Origin of the sequence: Pseudomonas sp. KBN10P06128, from assembly GCF_037574945.1 — a bacterium.
GTDB lineage: Bacteria > Pseudomonadota > Gammaproteobacteria > Pseudomonadales > Pseudomonadaceae > Pseudomonas > Pseudomonas aeruginosa.
This window is the reverse complement of record NZ_JBBELR010000001.1, coordinates 4830145-4844240: the sequence shown is the minus strand read 5'-3', so window position 1 is coordinate 4844240 and position 14096 is coordinate 4830145. Positions and strand designations below refer to the sequence as shown.

Sequence of the window (14096 nt, the reverse complement as noted above, 5' to 3'; positions counted from 1 at the left end):
CTCAGGCCTGGTTCAGGCTGCGCAGCGGCGGCGCGGCGTCGAAGCGGTAGGCGCGGAGGAACTCTTCCAGGGCCGCCAGCGGCAGTGGCCGGCTGAACAGGTAGCCCTGTACCAGCTCGCAATGGTTCTCCCGCAGGAACGCCAGTTGCTGCGGGGTTTCCACGCCCTCGGCGACGACTTTCAGATGGAGCTTCTGGGCCATCGCGATGATCGCCTGGGCGATTTCCATGTCCCGCTGCGAGGCGGGGATGTCCATGATGAACGAGCGATCCACCTTCAGCGCGTCCAGCGGCAGGCGCCGCAGGTAGGCGAGCGACGAATAGCCGGTGCCGAAGTCGTCGATCGACAGGCTGACGCCCAGCTCGCGGAGGCGTTCGAGCAGCGGGATGGTCTGGTCGATGTTGTACATCAGCGCGTCCTCGGTCACCTCCAGTTCGAGGAAGCGCGCCGCCAGCCCGGCCTGCTCCAGCGCATGACGGACTTCGTCGACCAGGCTGGCCCGGCCGAGATTGCTGGCGCAGCAGTTGACCGCCACCCGCAGCCGTTCGTGGCCGGCCAGGTGCAGGCTGCGCAGGTCGCGGCAGGCGCGTCGCAGCACCCAGTCGTCGAGCTGGTCGATCATGCCGTTGGCTTCGGCCAGGCCGATGAAGCGGTCCGGACCGAGCAGGCCCTGGGTCGGATGGCGCCAGCGCACCAATGCCTCCAACTGGTGTACCTCGCCGTCGGCGAGGGCGAGGATCGGCTGGTAGTGCAGCTCCAGTTGGTCGTCGCGCAGGGCCTGGCGCAGTTCCTCCTCCATCTGCAGTTCCTGGGTCGCCCGCACCAGCAGTTGCCGGCTGAAGAACTGCGCGTTGTTGCGCCCGCAGGCCTTGGACTGGTGCAGGGCCAGGCCGGCGTTCTTCAGCAGCTCCTCGCACTGCTCGCCGTCGTTCGGGTAGAGGCTGACGCCGACGCTGGCGGTCATCACCAGGGTGCGCCCGTCCAGGGCGATGGGTTCCTTCATCTTCTGCATCAGGCGTTGCGAGAGGATGTGCGCCTCGTGGTCCTGGGTGAGGTCGGCGAGCACGCAGAACTCGTCGCCGGCGAAGCGCGCCACCACGTCGCTATCGCGCAACACGCTGCGGATGCGTTCGGAGACGATCTTCAGCAGCTCGTCGCCGGAGTCGTGGCCGAGGGAATCGTTGATCCGCTTGAAGTGATCGAGGTCGAGGAACATCACCGCCAGGCCCTTGCCTCTCAGGCGACAGTTCTCCAGGTGCTGGACGAACACTTCGTTGAATGCCGTGCGGTTCTGCAGGCCGGTCAGGCTGTCGTAGCGAGCCATCTGGCGCAGCGAGGCGTGGGCGTGGTCGAGCTGGTTGAGCAGGGCGTTGACCCGGCTGTTTTCGCTGAGCCGGCGCTCCCGTTGTTTCTCCGACCATGCGGCCCAGATGCCGCAGGCGGCGATGGCGCTGGCGAGCACTCCGGTGAGCCAGCCCAGGCGCAGCGAGTCGGCGCTGGCTTGCAGTTCCAGCGGCGTGCCGGCGGGTACGCTGAGCACCAGCGCGGCCATCCCGGTGAAATGCATGGCGGCGATGGCGCCGGCCAGCAGCAGGCTGGCGATCAGTTTCATGTAGCGGTAGCGCGCGCTGCGCCGGCCGCGCAGGTAGGGGACCGCGGCGAGGGCGGTGAAGGCGGCGGCGATGGCGATCAGTACCGAAAGGGCGAACAGCGATGGCTGGTAGTACTGGGTGGCCACCGAGCGCATCGCCGCCATCCCGGTGTAGTGCATGGCGGCGATGCCCAGGCCGATGCAGCAGGCGGCGAGCAGGCAGGGCAGCAGGCCGAAGCGCGGGCGGGCGGTCATGTACATCGCCAGGTACGAGGCGGCGACGGCGATCAGCAGCGACAGGCCGGTGATCGGCAGGTCGTAGCGCAGGGCGATCGGCGCGTGGAACGCGAGCATGGCGACGAAATGCGTGGCCCAGATGCCGCTGCCCAGGCAGAACGCCCCGACCCATTGCCAGCGGCGCGGGTGGCTCAGGCTGTTGCCGACCCGCTCGACCATGTCCAGCGCCGTGTACCCGGCGAGGCAGGCGACGAGGAAGGCGAGCGCCACCAGCGACGGAGAATAGGTGCAGTTCTGCAGCACGTAGCCGTCGACGGGAGACTCTCCGAGGAAGCGCAGGCCTTGCCAATCCATAGCGGTGTCCCCCTGGACACGGAAAACCCGCGGACGGCGCGGGCGCGGGCTGGGGATGGGGGTGGCATTGTGCTTCCAGTATAGATAGCGGGAGCCACCTGCAAGGTCGGCATGGAAGGAAGTCGCTGGCCGCCGACATACGGCCGGTTTCGGCATCTTCCCGGGGATAAAAGGCATAGCTGAGCTTGTTCCGGCTCCATCGCCACGGGCATGATCGCTGCGCCCGCGAGGGCTCGCGAGGCTTCACGAAATTTTGACCAGGCGCCCGATAGAGTTCGGGCGCCCCGCCACGGGGGTGGCGGCGGTCCGTTACGTTTCAGGAGTTGCTTCAATGGGTGGGGGTATCAAGCGTTTCTTGCCGGCTATCGGTTCGACCCGGCTGGTGATGCTGTTCGCGCTGGTTCTGGTGGTGTTCTACAACGCGGCGACCTGGAAGGCCCTGCATGGCCTGGTGCCGCTGCAAGGCTTGAAGGGCTTCGCGTTCTTCGCTTCGTTCGCGGCGTTCCTGTGGGCCGCCTTCACGCTCCTGCTGACCCTGGTTTCCTTCCGCCCGCTGCTCAAGCCGGCCTTGACCCTGGTCGCCCTGTGCTCGGCCGGCGCGACCTACTTCATGGGTAGCTACGGCATCAGCATCGACACGGTGATGGTGCAGAACGTCTTCGAGACCAACGCCACCGAGGCCGGCGACCTGGTCAACCCGACCCTGCTCGGCTACCTGCTGCTGCTCGGTGTCCTGCCTTCGCTGCTGATCTGGCTCTGGCCGGTACGCTACCGGCCGTTCTTCCGCGGCCTGCTGAACAAGATCCTGACGCTGCTCGGCTGCCTGCTGATCGTCGCGGTAATGGTAGGCAGCTTCTATTCCACCTACGCGCCGATCTTCCGCGAGGAAGACAAGCTGACCCACTTCATCAACCCGACCAACTACATCTACGCGGTGGGCAAGTACGCCAAGCAGCGCCTGGTGATCAAGGAGCACCTGGTGGTCGAGCCGATCGGCCTGGACGCCCGCCAGGCGCCGGCTGCGCTGCAGCGACAGAAGAAATCGCTGCTGGTGTTCGTGGTCGGCGAGACCGCCCGTGCCGATCATTTCTCGCTGAACGGCTACGCCCGCGAGACCAACCCGGAGCTGAGCAAGCAGGACATCGTCAACTTCACCCAGGTCCGTTCCTGCGGCACTTCCACCGCGGTCTCGGTGCCCTGCATGTTCTCCCAGTACCCGCGCGAGGACTACAGCGACAAGAAGGCCAAGACCCACGAAGGCCTGCTGGACATTCTCCAGCGTGCCGGCGTGCAGGTGTTGTGGCTGGAGAACAACAGCGACTGCAAGGGCACCTGCCTGCGGGTGCCCAACCGGGACATCCCGAAGACCCAGCCGAGTCCGTTCTGCGACGGCAAGAACTGCCTGGACGAGTCGCTGCTGGTAGGCCTGCAGGAGTACATCGACGGGTTGCAGGACGACGCCATCATCGTCCTGCACTCCGATGGCAGCCACGGTCCCGAGTACTACGAGCGCTACCCGAAGGAGATGGAGCGCTTCCAGCCGGTATGCCGGACCAACCAGCTCGGCAGTTGCAGCAAGGAAGAGCTGGTGAACGTCTACGACAACACCATCCTCTATACCGACCACTTCCTGACGAAGGTGATCGAATTGCTCAAGCGGAATGCCGACAAGCGCGATACGGCGATGATCTACGTGTCCGACCACGGCGAGTCGCTGGGCGAGAATGGCGTCTACCTGCACGCGGCGCCCTATTCGATCGCGCCCCAGGCGCAGATCCACGTGCCGATGGTCATGTGGTTCGCCCCGCAGGCGCTGGGCAACTGGGGCATCCAGCGCAGTTGCCTGGACGGCAAGCGCGACGACAAGGACCTGAGCCATGACAACCTGTTCCACTCGGTTCTCGGCCTGCTGGACGTACAGACTTCGTTGTACCAGCCGGCGCTGGACATCTTCGCCAGTTGCCGCGCGCCCAGGGCAGCCCAGTGAGCGACGGGGGCTGAAAGAAAAAAGGCCGTGGAGGATTCCCCCCACGGCCTTTTTCGTCGGCTTTCGCCTTATTTGTCGCGGACCAGCAGGACCGGACGCGAAGCCACGCGGATCAGGCCTTCCGCCACGCTGCCGAGCATCAGGCGGCGCATGCCGCGACGACCATGGGTGCCCATGACCACCACGTCGGCATCGCTGGCCTGGGCCTCGAGTTCGATGCGCTCGGCGATTTCCTCGCTGGCGCGCTCCTGGCAGACGCGATCGAAGGTGGCGCCTTCGACGTTGCTCGCCTCGACCTTCTCGCGGGCCTTGGCCAGGACGTCATCGGCGGCTTTCAGCGCGGCTTCGCGCAGCGGCTCGGGGTTGTAGTACACCGCGTAGTCGGGAAGGTGGCGCAGCGGGCTGTCGACGATGGTGATGACGCGCAGCTTGCCGCCGCTGAGGCCGGCCAGCTTGATGGCCTCTTCCAGGGCGCGGTCGGAGACCGGGCTGCCGTCCACGGCTACCAGAATGCGATCGTACATAAGGTGTCCCTCCAGAGTGAGTGTCCGCCCGCCGGGCGTTCTTGAAACTTCAAGGACACTGTAGACCCTCGCGGGCGGCGGACCTTTGCCGGAGGTCAATAAGTCGCAGGGCGACCGTCGCGATTCCGCTGCGACGCCCGGCTCGCGGCCCGGCGGGGGCCAGGGAACGGGGCGAACGGTCGCCGCGTGGCCATCCGCCGTTGCGGCCTTCGCTGGAAATGAAATGAAAGAAGCCATGGGGGAGGCCCATGGCTTCTCGTTTCGCGCAGCCGTTGCCGGGCGTCAGCCGGCGACCAGGATGCGGATCGCCTCGAGGCGCAGGGAGGCCTTGTCGAGCAGGGCCAGGCCTTCCTCGCGCTGGGTGCGCAGGCTGTCCAGCTCGCTGTCGCGGACGCTCGGGTTGACCGCCTTGAGCGCGGTCAGGCGCGCCAGTTCCTCGTCCATGGCGGCGGCGAACTGCTGCTTGGCCCTGGCCACGCGTTCCTCGTGGCGCGGGACGATCTTGCCCTCGGCCACGTCGAACTGCTTGGCCAGCACGTCGCGCTGGGCCTGGACGAACTTGTTGGCGCTGACCCGTGGCACGCTTTCCAGCTGGTCGTTGAGGGTTTCCAGGGACACCCGGCCGGCCAGGTCGTTGCCGTTGGCGTCGAGCAGGCAGCGCAGGGCTTGCGGCGGCAGCCAGCGGCCGAGCTGGAGGGCGCGCGGTGCCACGGCCTCGCTGACGAACAGGAGTTCGAGCAGCACGGTGCCGGGCTTCAGCGCCTTGTTCTTGATCAGCGCCACCGAGGTGTTGCCCATCGAGCCGGACAGCACCAGGTCCATGCCGCCCTGAACCATCGGATGTTCCCAGGTGAGGAACTGCATGTCCTCGCGGGCCAGCGCCTGGGCACGGTCGTAGGTGATGGTCACGCCTTCGTCGTCGCCGAGGGGGAAGCCGGCGTCGAGCATCTTCTCGCTCGGCTTGAGGATCAGGGCATTTTCCGAATGGTCTTCGCTGTGGATGCCGTAGGCGTCGAACAGGCGCTCCATGTAGATCGGCAGGGCGAAGTCGTCGTCCTGCTCCTCGATGGCCTCCACCAGCGCCTCGCCTTCGCCGGCGCCGCCGGAGTTCAGCTCGAGCAGGCGGTCGCGACCGCTGTGCAGTTCCGCTTCGAGGGCTTCGCGACGGGCGCGGCCTTCGGCGAGCAGCGCGTCCCAGGCCTTGTCCTCGCCGCCGTCGAGCAGCGGCAGCAGGCGCGGGCCGAACTCGTGTTGCAGGGCGTTGCCGGTGGGACAGGTATTGAGGAAGGCGTTCAGCGCCTGGTGGTACCACTGGAACAGACGCTGCTGGGCGCTGTTCTCCAGGTGCGGTACGTGCAGCTGGATGGTGTGTCGCTGGCCGATCCGGTCGAGGCGGCCGATGCGCTGCTCGAGCAGGTCCGGGTGGGCCGGCAGGTCGAACAGCACCAGGTGGTGGGCGAACTGGAAGTTGCGGCCTTCGCTGCCGATTTCCGAGCAGATCAGCACCTGGGCGCCGAACTCTTCGTCGGCGAAGTAGGCGGCGGCGCGGTCGCGCTCGAGAATGCTCATGCCTTCGTGGAACACCGTGGCGGAGATGCCCGAACGCAGGCGCAGGGCGTCTTCCAGGTCGAGGGCCGTCTCGGCGTGGGCACAGATGACCAGGACCTTGAACTGCTTGAGCATCTTCAGGGTATCGATCAGCCACTCGACGCGCGGGTCGAAGCGCCACCAGCGATTGTTGTCGTCGCCGTCTTCCCACTGTTGCTGGAAATTCACTTCCGGATACAGGTCCGGGTGTTCACCGGCCGGCAGTTCCTGGTACTGGCTCGGCATCGGCAACGGATAGGCGTGCAGCTCGCGCTGGGGGAAGCCCTGCACGGCGGCGCGGGTATTGCGGAACAGCACGCGGCCGGTGCCGTGGCGGTCGAGCAGTTCGCGGACCAGGCGCGAGCGGGCTTCTTCATCGCCGCCCTCGACGCTGGCCAGCAACTCGTCGCCCTCGCTGCCGAGGAAGCCGTGGATGGCCTTGCGCGCGCCGGCGGAAAGATTGCCGTGGTCGAGCAGTTCCTGCACCGCTTCGGCGACCGGGCGGTATTGCTCGCTCTCCCGGCGGAACGCTTCGAGGTCGTGGAAGCGGTTCGGATCGAGCAGGCGCAGGCGCGCGAAGTGGCTGTCCTGGCCGAGTTGCTCCGGGGTCGCGGTGAGCAACAGGACGCCTGGAATGATCTCCGCCAGTTGCTCGACCAGCGCGTATTCGGCGCTGACCTGGTCCTGGTGCCAGACCAGGTGGTGGGCTTCGTCGACCACCAGCAGGTCCCAGCCGGCGGCGAACAGGGCGTCCTGGGCGCGTTCGTCTTCCTTCAGCCACTCCAGGGCGACCAGGGCCAACTGGGTGTCCTCGAAGGGATTGCTGGCATCGCTTTCGGCGAAGCGCTCCTTGTCGAACAGGGCCACCTGCAGGTTGAAGCGCCGGCGCATCTCCACCAGCCACTGGTGCTGGAGGTTTTCCGGAACCAGGATCAGCACCCGCCCGGCGCGGCCGGAGAGCAACTGGCGATGGATGATCAGGCCGGCCTCGATGGTCTTGCCCAGGCCCACTTCGTCGGCCAGCAGGACGCGCGGCGCCATGCGGTCGGCGACTTCGCGGGCGATGTGCAACTGGTGGGCGATCGGCTGGGCGCGGGCGCCGCCGAGGCCCCAGAGCGAGGACTGGAGCAGTTGGCTGCGGCGTTCGAGAGTGTGGTAGCGCAGGGAGAACCAGGGCAGGGGATCGATCTGTCCGGCGAACAGACGGTCGCTGGCGAGGCGGAACTGGATGAAGTTGGAGAGCTGGGTTTCCGGCAGGGTGCGCTGCTCGTTCTGCGCGGTGAGGCCGTGGTACACCAATAGGCCCTCGCTTTCCTCGACCTCGCGGACGGTCATCTTCCAGCCTTCGAAGTGCGTCACTTCATCGCCGGGGGCGAAGCGCACGCGGGTCAGCGGCGCATTGCGCAAGGCGTACTGGCGGGTATCGCCGGTCGCCGGATAGAGCACGGTGAGCAGGCGGCCATCCTGGGCCAGGATGGTCCCCAGGCCCAATTCCGCTTCACTGTCGCTGATCCAGCGTTGCCCCGGTTGATACTGCGCCATGTCCACCTCCCAAAAAAGCCGGGTATGGTACCGCAACGCGTGGCGTTGAGCGACGCTTGGCGATGGATTGCGTGTTGCGCCAGGGCTTCGTCGGAGAGCCGTCCGTCGGTACGGGAGCGACCGCCTGGCGGCTGGTTCTCAAGTCGAGCGGCGGGTCGACCGATAACCCTTGTAGAAGAACGCCGCAAACCGGCACGCTGCGAGAACCCATGACGCGGCACTACCCAGAGAGGTTGCCTGCATGCTTCCGCCGATCCCCCAGGGCCTGATCCCGGTCACCGTCCAGCAGGACCCGCCCAAGCCCCGTCCGGCCACGCCGCCGGTCGCGCCGACCCAGGCTGGCGCGGGCAGCGATGGCGTCGCCTTGCGCCAGGAGCGCGACGAGGAAAGCTGGCTGGAAGAGGAATACCGCCGTCGCCAGCGCCGCCAGGGCGGCGAGGCGCACGCGCGGAGCGACGAGGGGGACGAGGCGCCGGCTGACGAGGCGGGGGAGAGCGCCCAGGCGGACGAGCTGCCGCGCAAGGGACAATTGATCGACATCGAAGTGTAACCCTGGTTTTCCAGGCTTCAGCAGCGGCCTTGCGGCGTAGTAACCTGCGGCCCATGGACCTGTTCGCCGACGCACCCCTGACCCTGCCGGACGCCGACCTGCGCTATCTCCCGCATTGGCTGGATGCGCCGCTGGCGAGCGCCTGGCTGTTGCGCCTGGAACAGGAAACGCCCTGGGAACAGCCGATCCTGCGCATCCATGGCGAGGAGCGCCCGACCCCGCGCCTGGTGGCCTGGTACGGTGACGCGGAAGCCGCCTACCGTTATTCCGGCCAGGTCCACCGGCCGCTGCCATGGACCGCGTTGCTCGGCGAGATCCGTGAGCGCGTGGAGCGCGAGGTCGGCCAGCGGGTCAACGGCGTGCTGCTGAACTACTACCGCGACGGCCAGGACTCCATGGGCTGGCACAGCGACGACGAGCCAGAGCTGCGCCGCGATCCGCTGGTCGCCTCGCTCAGTCTCGGCGGCAGCCGCCGCTTCGACCTGCGGCGCAAGGGCCAGACCCGCATCGCCCATTCCCTGGAACTGACCCATGGCAGCCTGCTGGTCATGCGCGGCGCAACCCAGCATCATTGGCAACATCAGGTGGCGAAGACCCGCCGCTCCTGCATGCCCCGTTTGAACCTGACCTTCCGCCTGGTGTACCCCCAGCCATGAACGACGACGACAAGGTGATCGACCTCAGCGCCGAGCGCGACAAGCGCATCCACGACGTGCACGAGAAGCGCCTGCAGGAGGTCCGCAAGGCCTTCGAACAGGTGTTGCCGCTGGGCAAGCCGCGGAAGAAGCCGAAAGGCAAGCCGAAGAAGCGCTGAAGCCTCTGCCGCCGCGTTCGCCGGCGGCGCATTCCTGCGGGCAACGTGCGGCGATCGGGCAGGTTTTCCCCGGTTATCTGCGGCGTCCGACCGCATTCTCCCTCCTGCGAAACTTGACCTGGGTCAGTGTCATGCACCTGGCCGAAAAAGCCCGTCCGGGCGATTGATCCAGGTCAATATTGCGCCGCCGCGCCTCGCTAATCTGAGCCCATCGAGCAACACCCAACCGGCAACTGGAGGCCATCAACATGTTCATCGACGAAGTGGTTCTCGCAGGGATTCTTACGGTAGGCCTCATGGTCGCTTTCTTCGGTGGGGTCGGTTACTTCATCTGGAAGGATTCCCATAGCCGCAAAGGCTGATCCTCCCGGATACACAGAGCACGCAAGGCACTTAGGGCGACTTCGGTCGCCCGTTTTTTTGCGCCTGGAAAAACACCGGCGCAGCGATCGGGATACTACGAATGTCGCTGGACGATATTGTTAGCAACCTAATAATATAGGCTGCACATATCGCCTCGGCGTTCGCCGGCTATCTATGCTGATGTAGACCCCGTTTCGGAAGACCCTGTGCCCATTCACTGGAAGCCGTTCCTGGCACCCTCGACGCTGGCGCTCAAGTTCGCCATCAAGACGCTCCTGGCCGGCGGCCTGGCGTTGTGGTGCGCCTTTCGCTTCGACCTGGAGCAGCCGCAATGGGCGCTGATGACCGTGCTGATCGTGTCCCAGCCGTTGTCCGGCATGGTGGTGGCGAAGGGCTTGTTCCGCCTGCTCGGCACCCTGGTCGGCACCGCGATGTCGGTGCTGATGATCGCGCTGTTCGCCCAGGCGCCCTGGTTGTTCCTGCTGGCCATCTCGCTCTGGCTGGGGCTCTGCACGGCGGCCTCGACCTCCCTGCGCAACCACGTTTCCTATGCCTTCGTACTTTCCGGCTATACGGTGGCGATCATTGGCCTGCCGGCGGTGGACCAGCCGCTGCTGGTCTTCGAGCAGGCGGTGGCGCGTTGTACCGAGATCTGCCTGGGGATCATCTGCGCCTCGGCGGTCAGTGCGATCCTCTGGCCGCAGCGGGTCGAGCAGAACCTCGACAAGCAGGCCCACGCCACCTGGCTGCTGGGCATGCAGGCCGCGCGCGGCGAGATCGACCCGCGCCAGCGGCAGCCGCAGGGGCTGCTCAACGCGCTGAGCAAGATCGTCGAGGTCGATGCGCAGCGCGACCATGCCTGGTTCGAAGGCGAGCGCGGGCGGCGCCGGGCCGGCGCCCTGGCGTTGCTCTCGCGCGACCTGCTCAGCCTGTTGCGCACCGCGCGCGGCGTGGCCCGGCAACGGGCGCGGCTGAGCGAAGAGGAAGAGCGCCAGGTGGAGCGCTGGCTGGCCGCGCTGGCCAGCGCCCTGGAAGGAACCGATCCGGCGTCGATGCAGGCGCTGCGCGAGGAGTTGGCGCAGGTCGCGGTCGAGCCGCAGTGGAGCAACGACCAGCGTTACCTGCTGACCCGCTGCTCGGTGCTGCTGCTCAAGGCGGTGAATGCCGAGAAGGGTATGCGCGCGGTGGCCAGCGGCGAGGTCGAGGGGCGGGTGGGCAGCGCCGGCACCCTGTCCTGGCATCGCGACCTGCAGATGGCGCTGTTCTACGGCGCGCGTAGCGCCCTGGCGTTGCTCGGGCTGTCGGTCTACTGGATCTATACCGCCTGGCCGGCGGCGTCCGGCGCGATGCTGCTGGCGGCGGTGGTGTGCAGCCTGTTCGCCAACCGCGACAACGCGGTGGCCATCGGCCTGAGCTTCCTGCGCGGCATCGTCTACGCGATCCCGGCGGCGATGCTGGTCAGCCAGTGGCTGCTGCCGCAGTGGAATGGCTTCCCGCTGCTCTGCCTGGCGATGGGCGTGCCGCTGTTCTTCGCCACCCTGGGCATGGCCGTACCGGTCACCGCCGGCACCGCCACCTCGTTCGCGATCCACTTCATCGTCCTGGTCGCGCCGCGCAACCAGATGGACTACAACCTCGCGACCCTGCTGAATTCCGCCCAAGGCGTGCTGATCGGAGTCGGCTTCGCGGTGGTGATCTTCCGCTTGCTGACCTTGCGTCCGGGCTGGCTGACCCGACGCCTGCTGGACGCCACCTGCGTCGATCTCGGCCGCCTCACCCGGCGCCCGCTGGCGCAGGCGGAGAACTGGTTCGGCGGGCGCATGGCCGACCGCCTGTTGCGCCTGGCGCGGCACGCCAACCTGTTGCCGGAACAGGAACGGCGGCGTTGGGACGATGGCCTCCTGGCGCTCGACCTGGGTAACGAACTGATCCACCTGCGGGCCTGCCTGGAAGGCGCCCGTGGCGTCCTGCGCAAGGCGCGCGACCGCTTCCTCGGGGAACTGGGCGAGCTGCTTGAGGCCGGTCCCGCGGGGCCGCGCAGCGACCGCCTGGAACGGATCAGCCTGCCGTTGCGCGAAGCCCTGGAGCGCGACGCTCGCCACGACGACGAAGCCAGCCGCCTGGCGCGCGCGGCCCTGGCGCAACTGCTGTTCACCTGGCAGCAGTGGTGCCATCAGGAGGAAAGCCATGAGTCTGCATGAGTCGGCCTGGGGCGGCGTCTACCTCAGCCCGCTGTTCGTCTATGCCCTGCTGGCGCTGGCGGCCACCGCCGCGCTGCGGGTGCTGATCCAGAAAACGCCGTTGCGTCGCTGGGTCTGGCACGAGGCGCTGTTCGACTGCGCCCTGTTCATTTTGATGTTGAGTGGCATTACCTGGGCGGCCACGACCTGAATCCGTCGCCCCGAGAAGGAGATTCGCATGCGTGCATCGCTTCGCGTCGTCGTCACCCTGCTGGTGGTCGCTGCCGCTGTCCTCGCCGGCATCTGGCTCTGGCGCTACTACATGCTCTCGCCCTGGACCCGCGATGCCCGGGTACGGGCCGACGTGGTGGTGGTGGCGCCGGACGTGTCCGGCTGGGTGACCGACCTGGAGGTCAAGGACAACCAGGTGGTCAAGGTCGGCGACGTGCTGATGCGCATCGACCAGGAACGCTACCAGGCCAACCTGGAGCAGGCCCGCGCCGTCGCCGAGACCCGTCACCAGCAATACCTGTTGCGCCAGAACGAGGCGGCCCGGCGCAGCCGCCTGGGCATCGGCGCGATCAGCGCCGAGGACAAGGAAAACGCCCAGATCAATGCCGCCATCGCTCGCAGCGAGTACCAGGAAGCGCTGGCCCAGGTGAAGATCGCCGAACTCAACCTCAAGCGCAGCGAACTGCGCGCTGCGCGCAACGGCCAGGTGACCAACCTGCGCCTGGCCCAGGGCAACTACGCCACGGCGGGCCAGGCGGTGATGGCGCTGGTCGACCAGCAGTCCTTCTATGTGGTCGCCTACTTCGAGGAAACCAAGCTGCCCGGCATCCGCGTCGGCATGCGCGCCCAGGTCCGCCTGATGAGCGGCGATCAGCCGATCGACGGCACGGTGGAGAGCATCAGCAGCGGTATCACCGACCGCAACTCGACGCCGGACGGCCAGTTGCTGGCCAATGTCGAGCCGACCTTCAACTGGGTGCGCCTGGCGCAGCGCATTCCGGTGCGCATCCGCCTCGACCAGGTGCCGGCGGATGTCCACCTGAGCGCCGGGATGACCGCCAGCGTTACCGTGCAGGGGGACTGAGCGGCAGCGCTTGCGTGGCGCCATCCAGCGTGCTGGCGCCAAGCGCGCAGGCCAGCGCCGCCAGCACCAGGGCGAGGCCGACCCAGGGCGTCGCGGCGACTCCCAGTGCCGCCACCACCAGGCCGCCCAGCGCCGCGCCGAGGCCCACGCCCAGGTGCATGGCCGAGGTGTTCAGGGCGACGCCGGCGGAACCGCTGGCCGGATCGCTGCGCAGCAGGAAGCTCTGCACCACCGGCGAGATCATCCAGCTGATCGCGCTCCAGACCATCAGTACCGGCAGGAACCCGATGCTGCCCAGGCTCAGCGGCACCGCCGCCAGCGCCAGGGCGAAGGCCGCCGGCACCAGACGCAGGGCGCGCCGGTGGCCGAGGCGGTCGGCCAGCCAGCCGCCGATATAGCCGCCGCTCAGCGCTGCCAGGCCGATCAGCAGGAGGATCAGGCTGATCTCGCCGGGCGAGCGAATACCGGCCATGCTCGCCAGGTACGGGGTGAAATAGGCGAACAGGGTGAAGTGCCCGCCGAGCAACAGGATCGATACCAGTTGCGCGAGCCACAGCGCGGGCTGGCGCAACTGCTGCAGGTAGCCTTCGCGGCCGGGCAGGTCGCCGGCCTGGCGTTGCGGCAGGTAGCGCCAGAGCAGCAGGCACAAGGGCAGCGAATAGACCGCGATGCCGGCGAAGATCCAGCGCCAGCCGAACCAGTCGCTGATCTGTACGCCCAGTGGCACGCCGAACACCAGCGAACCGCTGATGCCCATGAAGATCAGGCCGATCGCCCGGCCGCGCTGGGCCGGGGCGGCCAGCTCGGCGGCGAGCAGGCTGGCGAGGACGATCAGCAGCCCGCAACAGGCCGACATTCCCAGGCGAGCCAGGAGCAGGCCGAGATAGCCCGGAGCGAGGGCGGCGAGCGCGTTGCTGAGGGCGAACAGCAGCAGGGTCGCCAGCAGCAGGCGGCGGCGTTCGATGCGCCGGGTCAGCCAGCCGAGCAGCGGTGCGGCGAGGGCGAAGCCGAGGGAGAACAGGGTGGTGAGCTGGCCGGCCAGGCTGATGGAGACCCGCAGGTCTTCGGCCAGGGGCGGCAGGATGCCGATCAGGATGCTTTCCGCCAGGCCGGCGGCGAAGGTGGTCAGGGATAGCAACAGCAAGCGAAGGTCCATGGCGGCTCCGATTCCCGGTAAGGGGTTTCGGGCGGTGGAATGCCTTCGGTTATCCCTGGTGATTGAGGTAAGACAGCGGACAGGGTAGAGCAGCGCGCGGCGGCCCGGCAAGTCC

The 14096-nt window shown here is 67.4% G+C and carries 12 protein-coding genes; 8 read left to right on the top strand and 4 right to left on the bottom strand.

Translation table 11 applies throughout. The features are described 5' to 3' along the window. Position 1 precedes the first annotated feature (1 nt). A complete protein-coding gene (locus VQ065_RS22665; RefSeq protein ID WP_003091677.1) occupies positions 2–2182 on the bottom strand; it encodes a putative bifunctional diguanylate cyclase/phosphodiesterase in 2181 nt (726 codons plus the stop codon). A gap of 331 nt (positions 2183–2513) precedes the next feature. On the opposite strand from VQ065_RS22665, the gene VQ065_RS22660 reads away from it, so the two are divergent. Continuing rightward, positions 2514–4169: a phosphoethanolamine transferase gene (locus VQ065_RS22660; RefSeq protein ID WP_003091675.1), complete on the top strand. Its 1656-nt coding sequence runs from the start codon at positions 2514–2516 to the stop codon at positions 4167–4169. A 68-nt stretch (positions 4170–4237) separates the two neighbouring features. Here the strand turns inward: VQ065_RS22660 and VQ065_RS22655 are convergent, their stop codons facing one another. Further along, positions 4238–4693 (bottom strand): universal stress protein, encoded by a 456-nt coding sequence (locus VQ065_RS22655; protein WP_003091672.1) that lies wholly within the window; start codon positions 4691–4693, stop codon positions 4238–4240. 282 nt (positions 4694–4975) lie between these two features. Beyond that, positions 4976–7828, bottom strand: coding sequence for an RNA polymerase-associated protein RapA (gene rapA, locus VQ065_RS22650; protein WP_023434747.1), 2853 nt, complete (start codon positions 7826–7828; stop codon positions 4976–4978). A 235-nt stretch (positions 7829–8063) separates the two neighbouring features. On the opposite strand from rapA, the gene VQ065_RS22645 reads away from it, so the two are divergent. From VQ065_RS22645 to VQ065_RS22615, 7 genes are all read left to right on the top strand, one after another. Continuing rightward, entirely contained in the window at positions 8064–8372 is a 309-nt protein-coding gene (locus tag VQ065_RS22645; RefSeq protein WP_003091664.1) for a hypothetical protein, read from the top strand. A gap of 53 nt (positions 8373–8425) precedes the next feature. Beyond that, entirely contained in the window at positions 8426–9028 is a 603-nt protein-coding gene (locus VQ065_RS22640; RefSeq protein ID WP_003091662.1) for an alpha-ketoglutarate-dependent dioxygenase AlkB family protein, read from the top strand. Next, positions 9025–9186: a hypothetical protein gene (locus VQ065_RS22635; protein WP_003091659.1), complete on the top strand. Its 162-nt coding sequence runs from the start codon at positions 9025–9027 to the stop codon at positions 9184–9186. Before VQ065_RS22640 ends, VQ065_RS22635 begins: the two co-directional genes overlap by 4 nt. Before the next feature lie 248 nt (positions 9187–9434). After that, a complete protein-coding gene (gene ccoM / locus VQ065_RS22630; protein WP_003091657.1) occupies positions 9435–9548 on the top strand; it encodes a cytochrome c oxidase subunit CcoM in 114 nt (37 codons plus the stop codon). Positions 9549–9755: 207 nt separating this feature from the next. Continuing rightward, a complete protein-coding gene (locus tag VQ065_RS22625; RefSeq protein WP_003091656.1) occupies positions 9756–11750 on the top strand; it encodes an FUSC family protein in 1995 nt (664 codons plus the stop codon). Then, complete coding sequence (locus VQ065_RS22620) at positions 11737–11940, top strand: DUF1656 domain-containing protein (protein ID WP_003091655.1); 204 nt, start codon at positions 11737–11739, stop codon at positions 11938–11940. Before VQ065_RS22625 ends, VQ065_RS22620 begins: the two co-directional genes overlap by 14 nt. 27 nt (positions 11941–11967) lie before the next feature. After that, positions 11968–12825, top strand: coding sequence for an efflux RND transporter periplasmic adaptor subunit (locus VQ065_RS22615; protein WP_003091654.1), 858 nt, complete (start codon positions 11968–11970; stop codon positions 12823–12825). Here the strand turns inward: VQ065_RS22615 and VQ065_RS22610 are convergent. Further along, positions 12806–13981, bottom strand: coding sequence for an MFS transporter (locus VQ065_RS22610; protein ID WP_003091650.1), 1176 nt, complete (start codon positions 13979–13981; stop codon positions 12806–12808). The two genes, VQ065_RS22615 and VQ065_RS22610, sit on opposite strands and share 20 nt — an antisense overlap. Between the last annotated feature and the right edge of the window lie 115 nt (positions 13982–14096).

What these genes read in the sequence shown, in the direction of transcription:
- VQ065_RS22615 (WP_003091654.1), top strand. Translation starts at nt 11,968, where the DNA reads ATGCGTGCATCGCTTCGCGTCGTCGTCACCCTGCTGGTGGTCGCTGCC.
- VQ065_RS22635 (WP_003091659.1), top strand. Translation starts at nt 9,025, where the DNA reads ATGAACGACGACGACAAGGTGATCGACCTCAGCGCCGAGCGCGACAAG.
- VQ065_RS22660 (WP_003091675.1), top strand. Translation starts at nt 2,514, where the DNA reads ATGGGTGGGGGTATCAAGCGTTTCTTGCCGGCTATCGGTTCGACCCGG.
- ccoM (WP_003091657.1), top strand. Translation starts at nt 9,435, where the DNA reads ATGTTCATCGACGAAGTGGTTCTCGCAGGGATTCTTACGGTAGGCCTC.
- VQ065_RS22665 (WP_003091677.1), bottom strand. Translation starts at nt 2,182, where the DNA reads ATGGATTGGCAAGGCCTGCGCTTCCTCGGAGAGTCTCCCGTCGACGGC.
- VQ065_RS22610 (WP_003091650.1), bottom strand. Translation starts at nt 13,981, where the DNA reads ATGGACCTTCGCTTGCTGTTGCTATCCCTGACCACCTTCGCCGCCGGC.
- VQ065_RS22655 (WP_003091672.1), bottom strand. Translation starts at nt 4,693, where the DNA reads ATGTACGATCGCATTCTGGTAGCCGTGGACGGCAGCCCGGTCTCCGAC.
- VQ065_RS22645 (WP_003091664.1), top strand. Translation starts at nt 8,064, where the DNA reads ATGCTTCCGCCGATCCCCCAGGGCCTGATCCCGGTCACCGTCCAGCAG.
- VQ065_RS22640 (WP_003091662.1), top strand. Translation starts at nt 8,426, where the DNA reads ATGGACCTGTTCGCCGACGCACCCCTGACCCTGCCGGACGCCGACCTG.
- VQ065_RS22620 (WP_003091655.1), top strand. Translation starts at nt 11,737, where the DNA reads ATGAGTCTGCATGAGTCGGCCTGGGGCGGCGTCTACCTCAGCCCGCTG.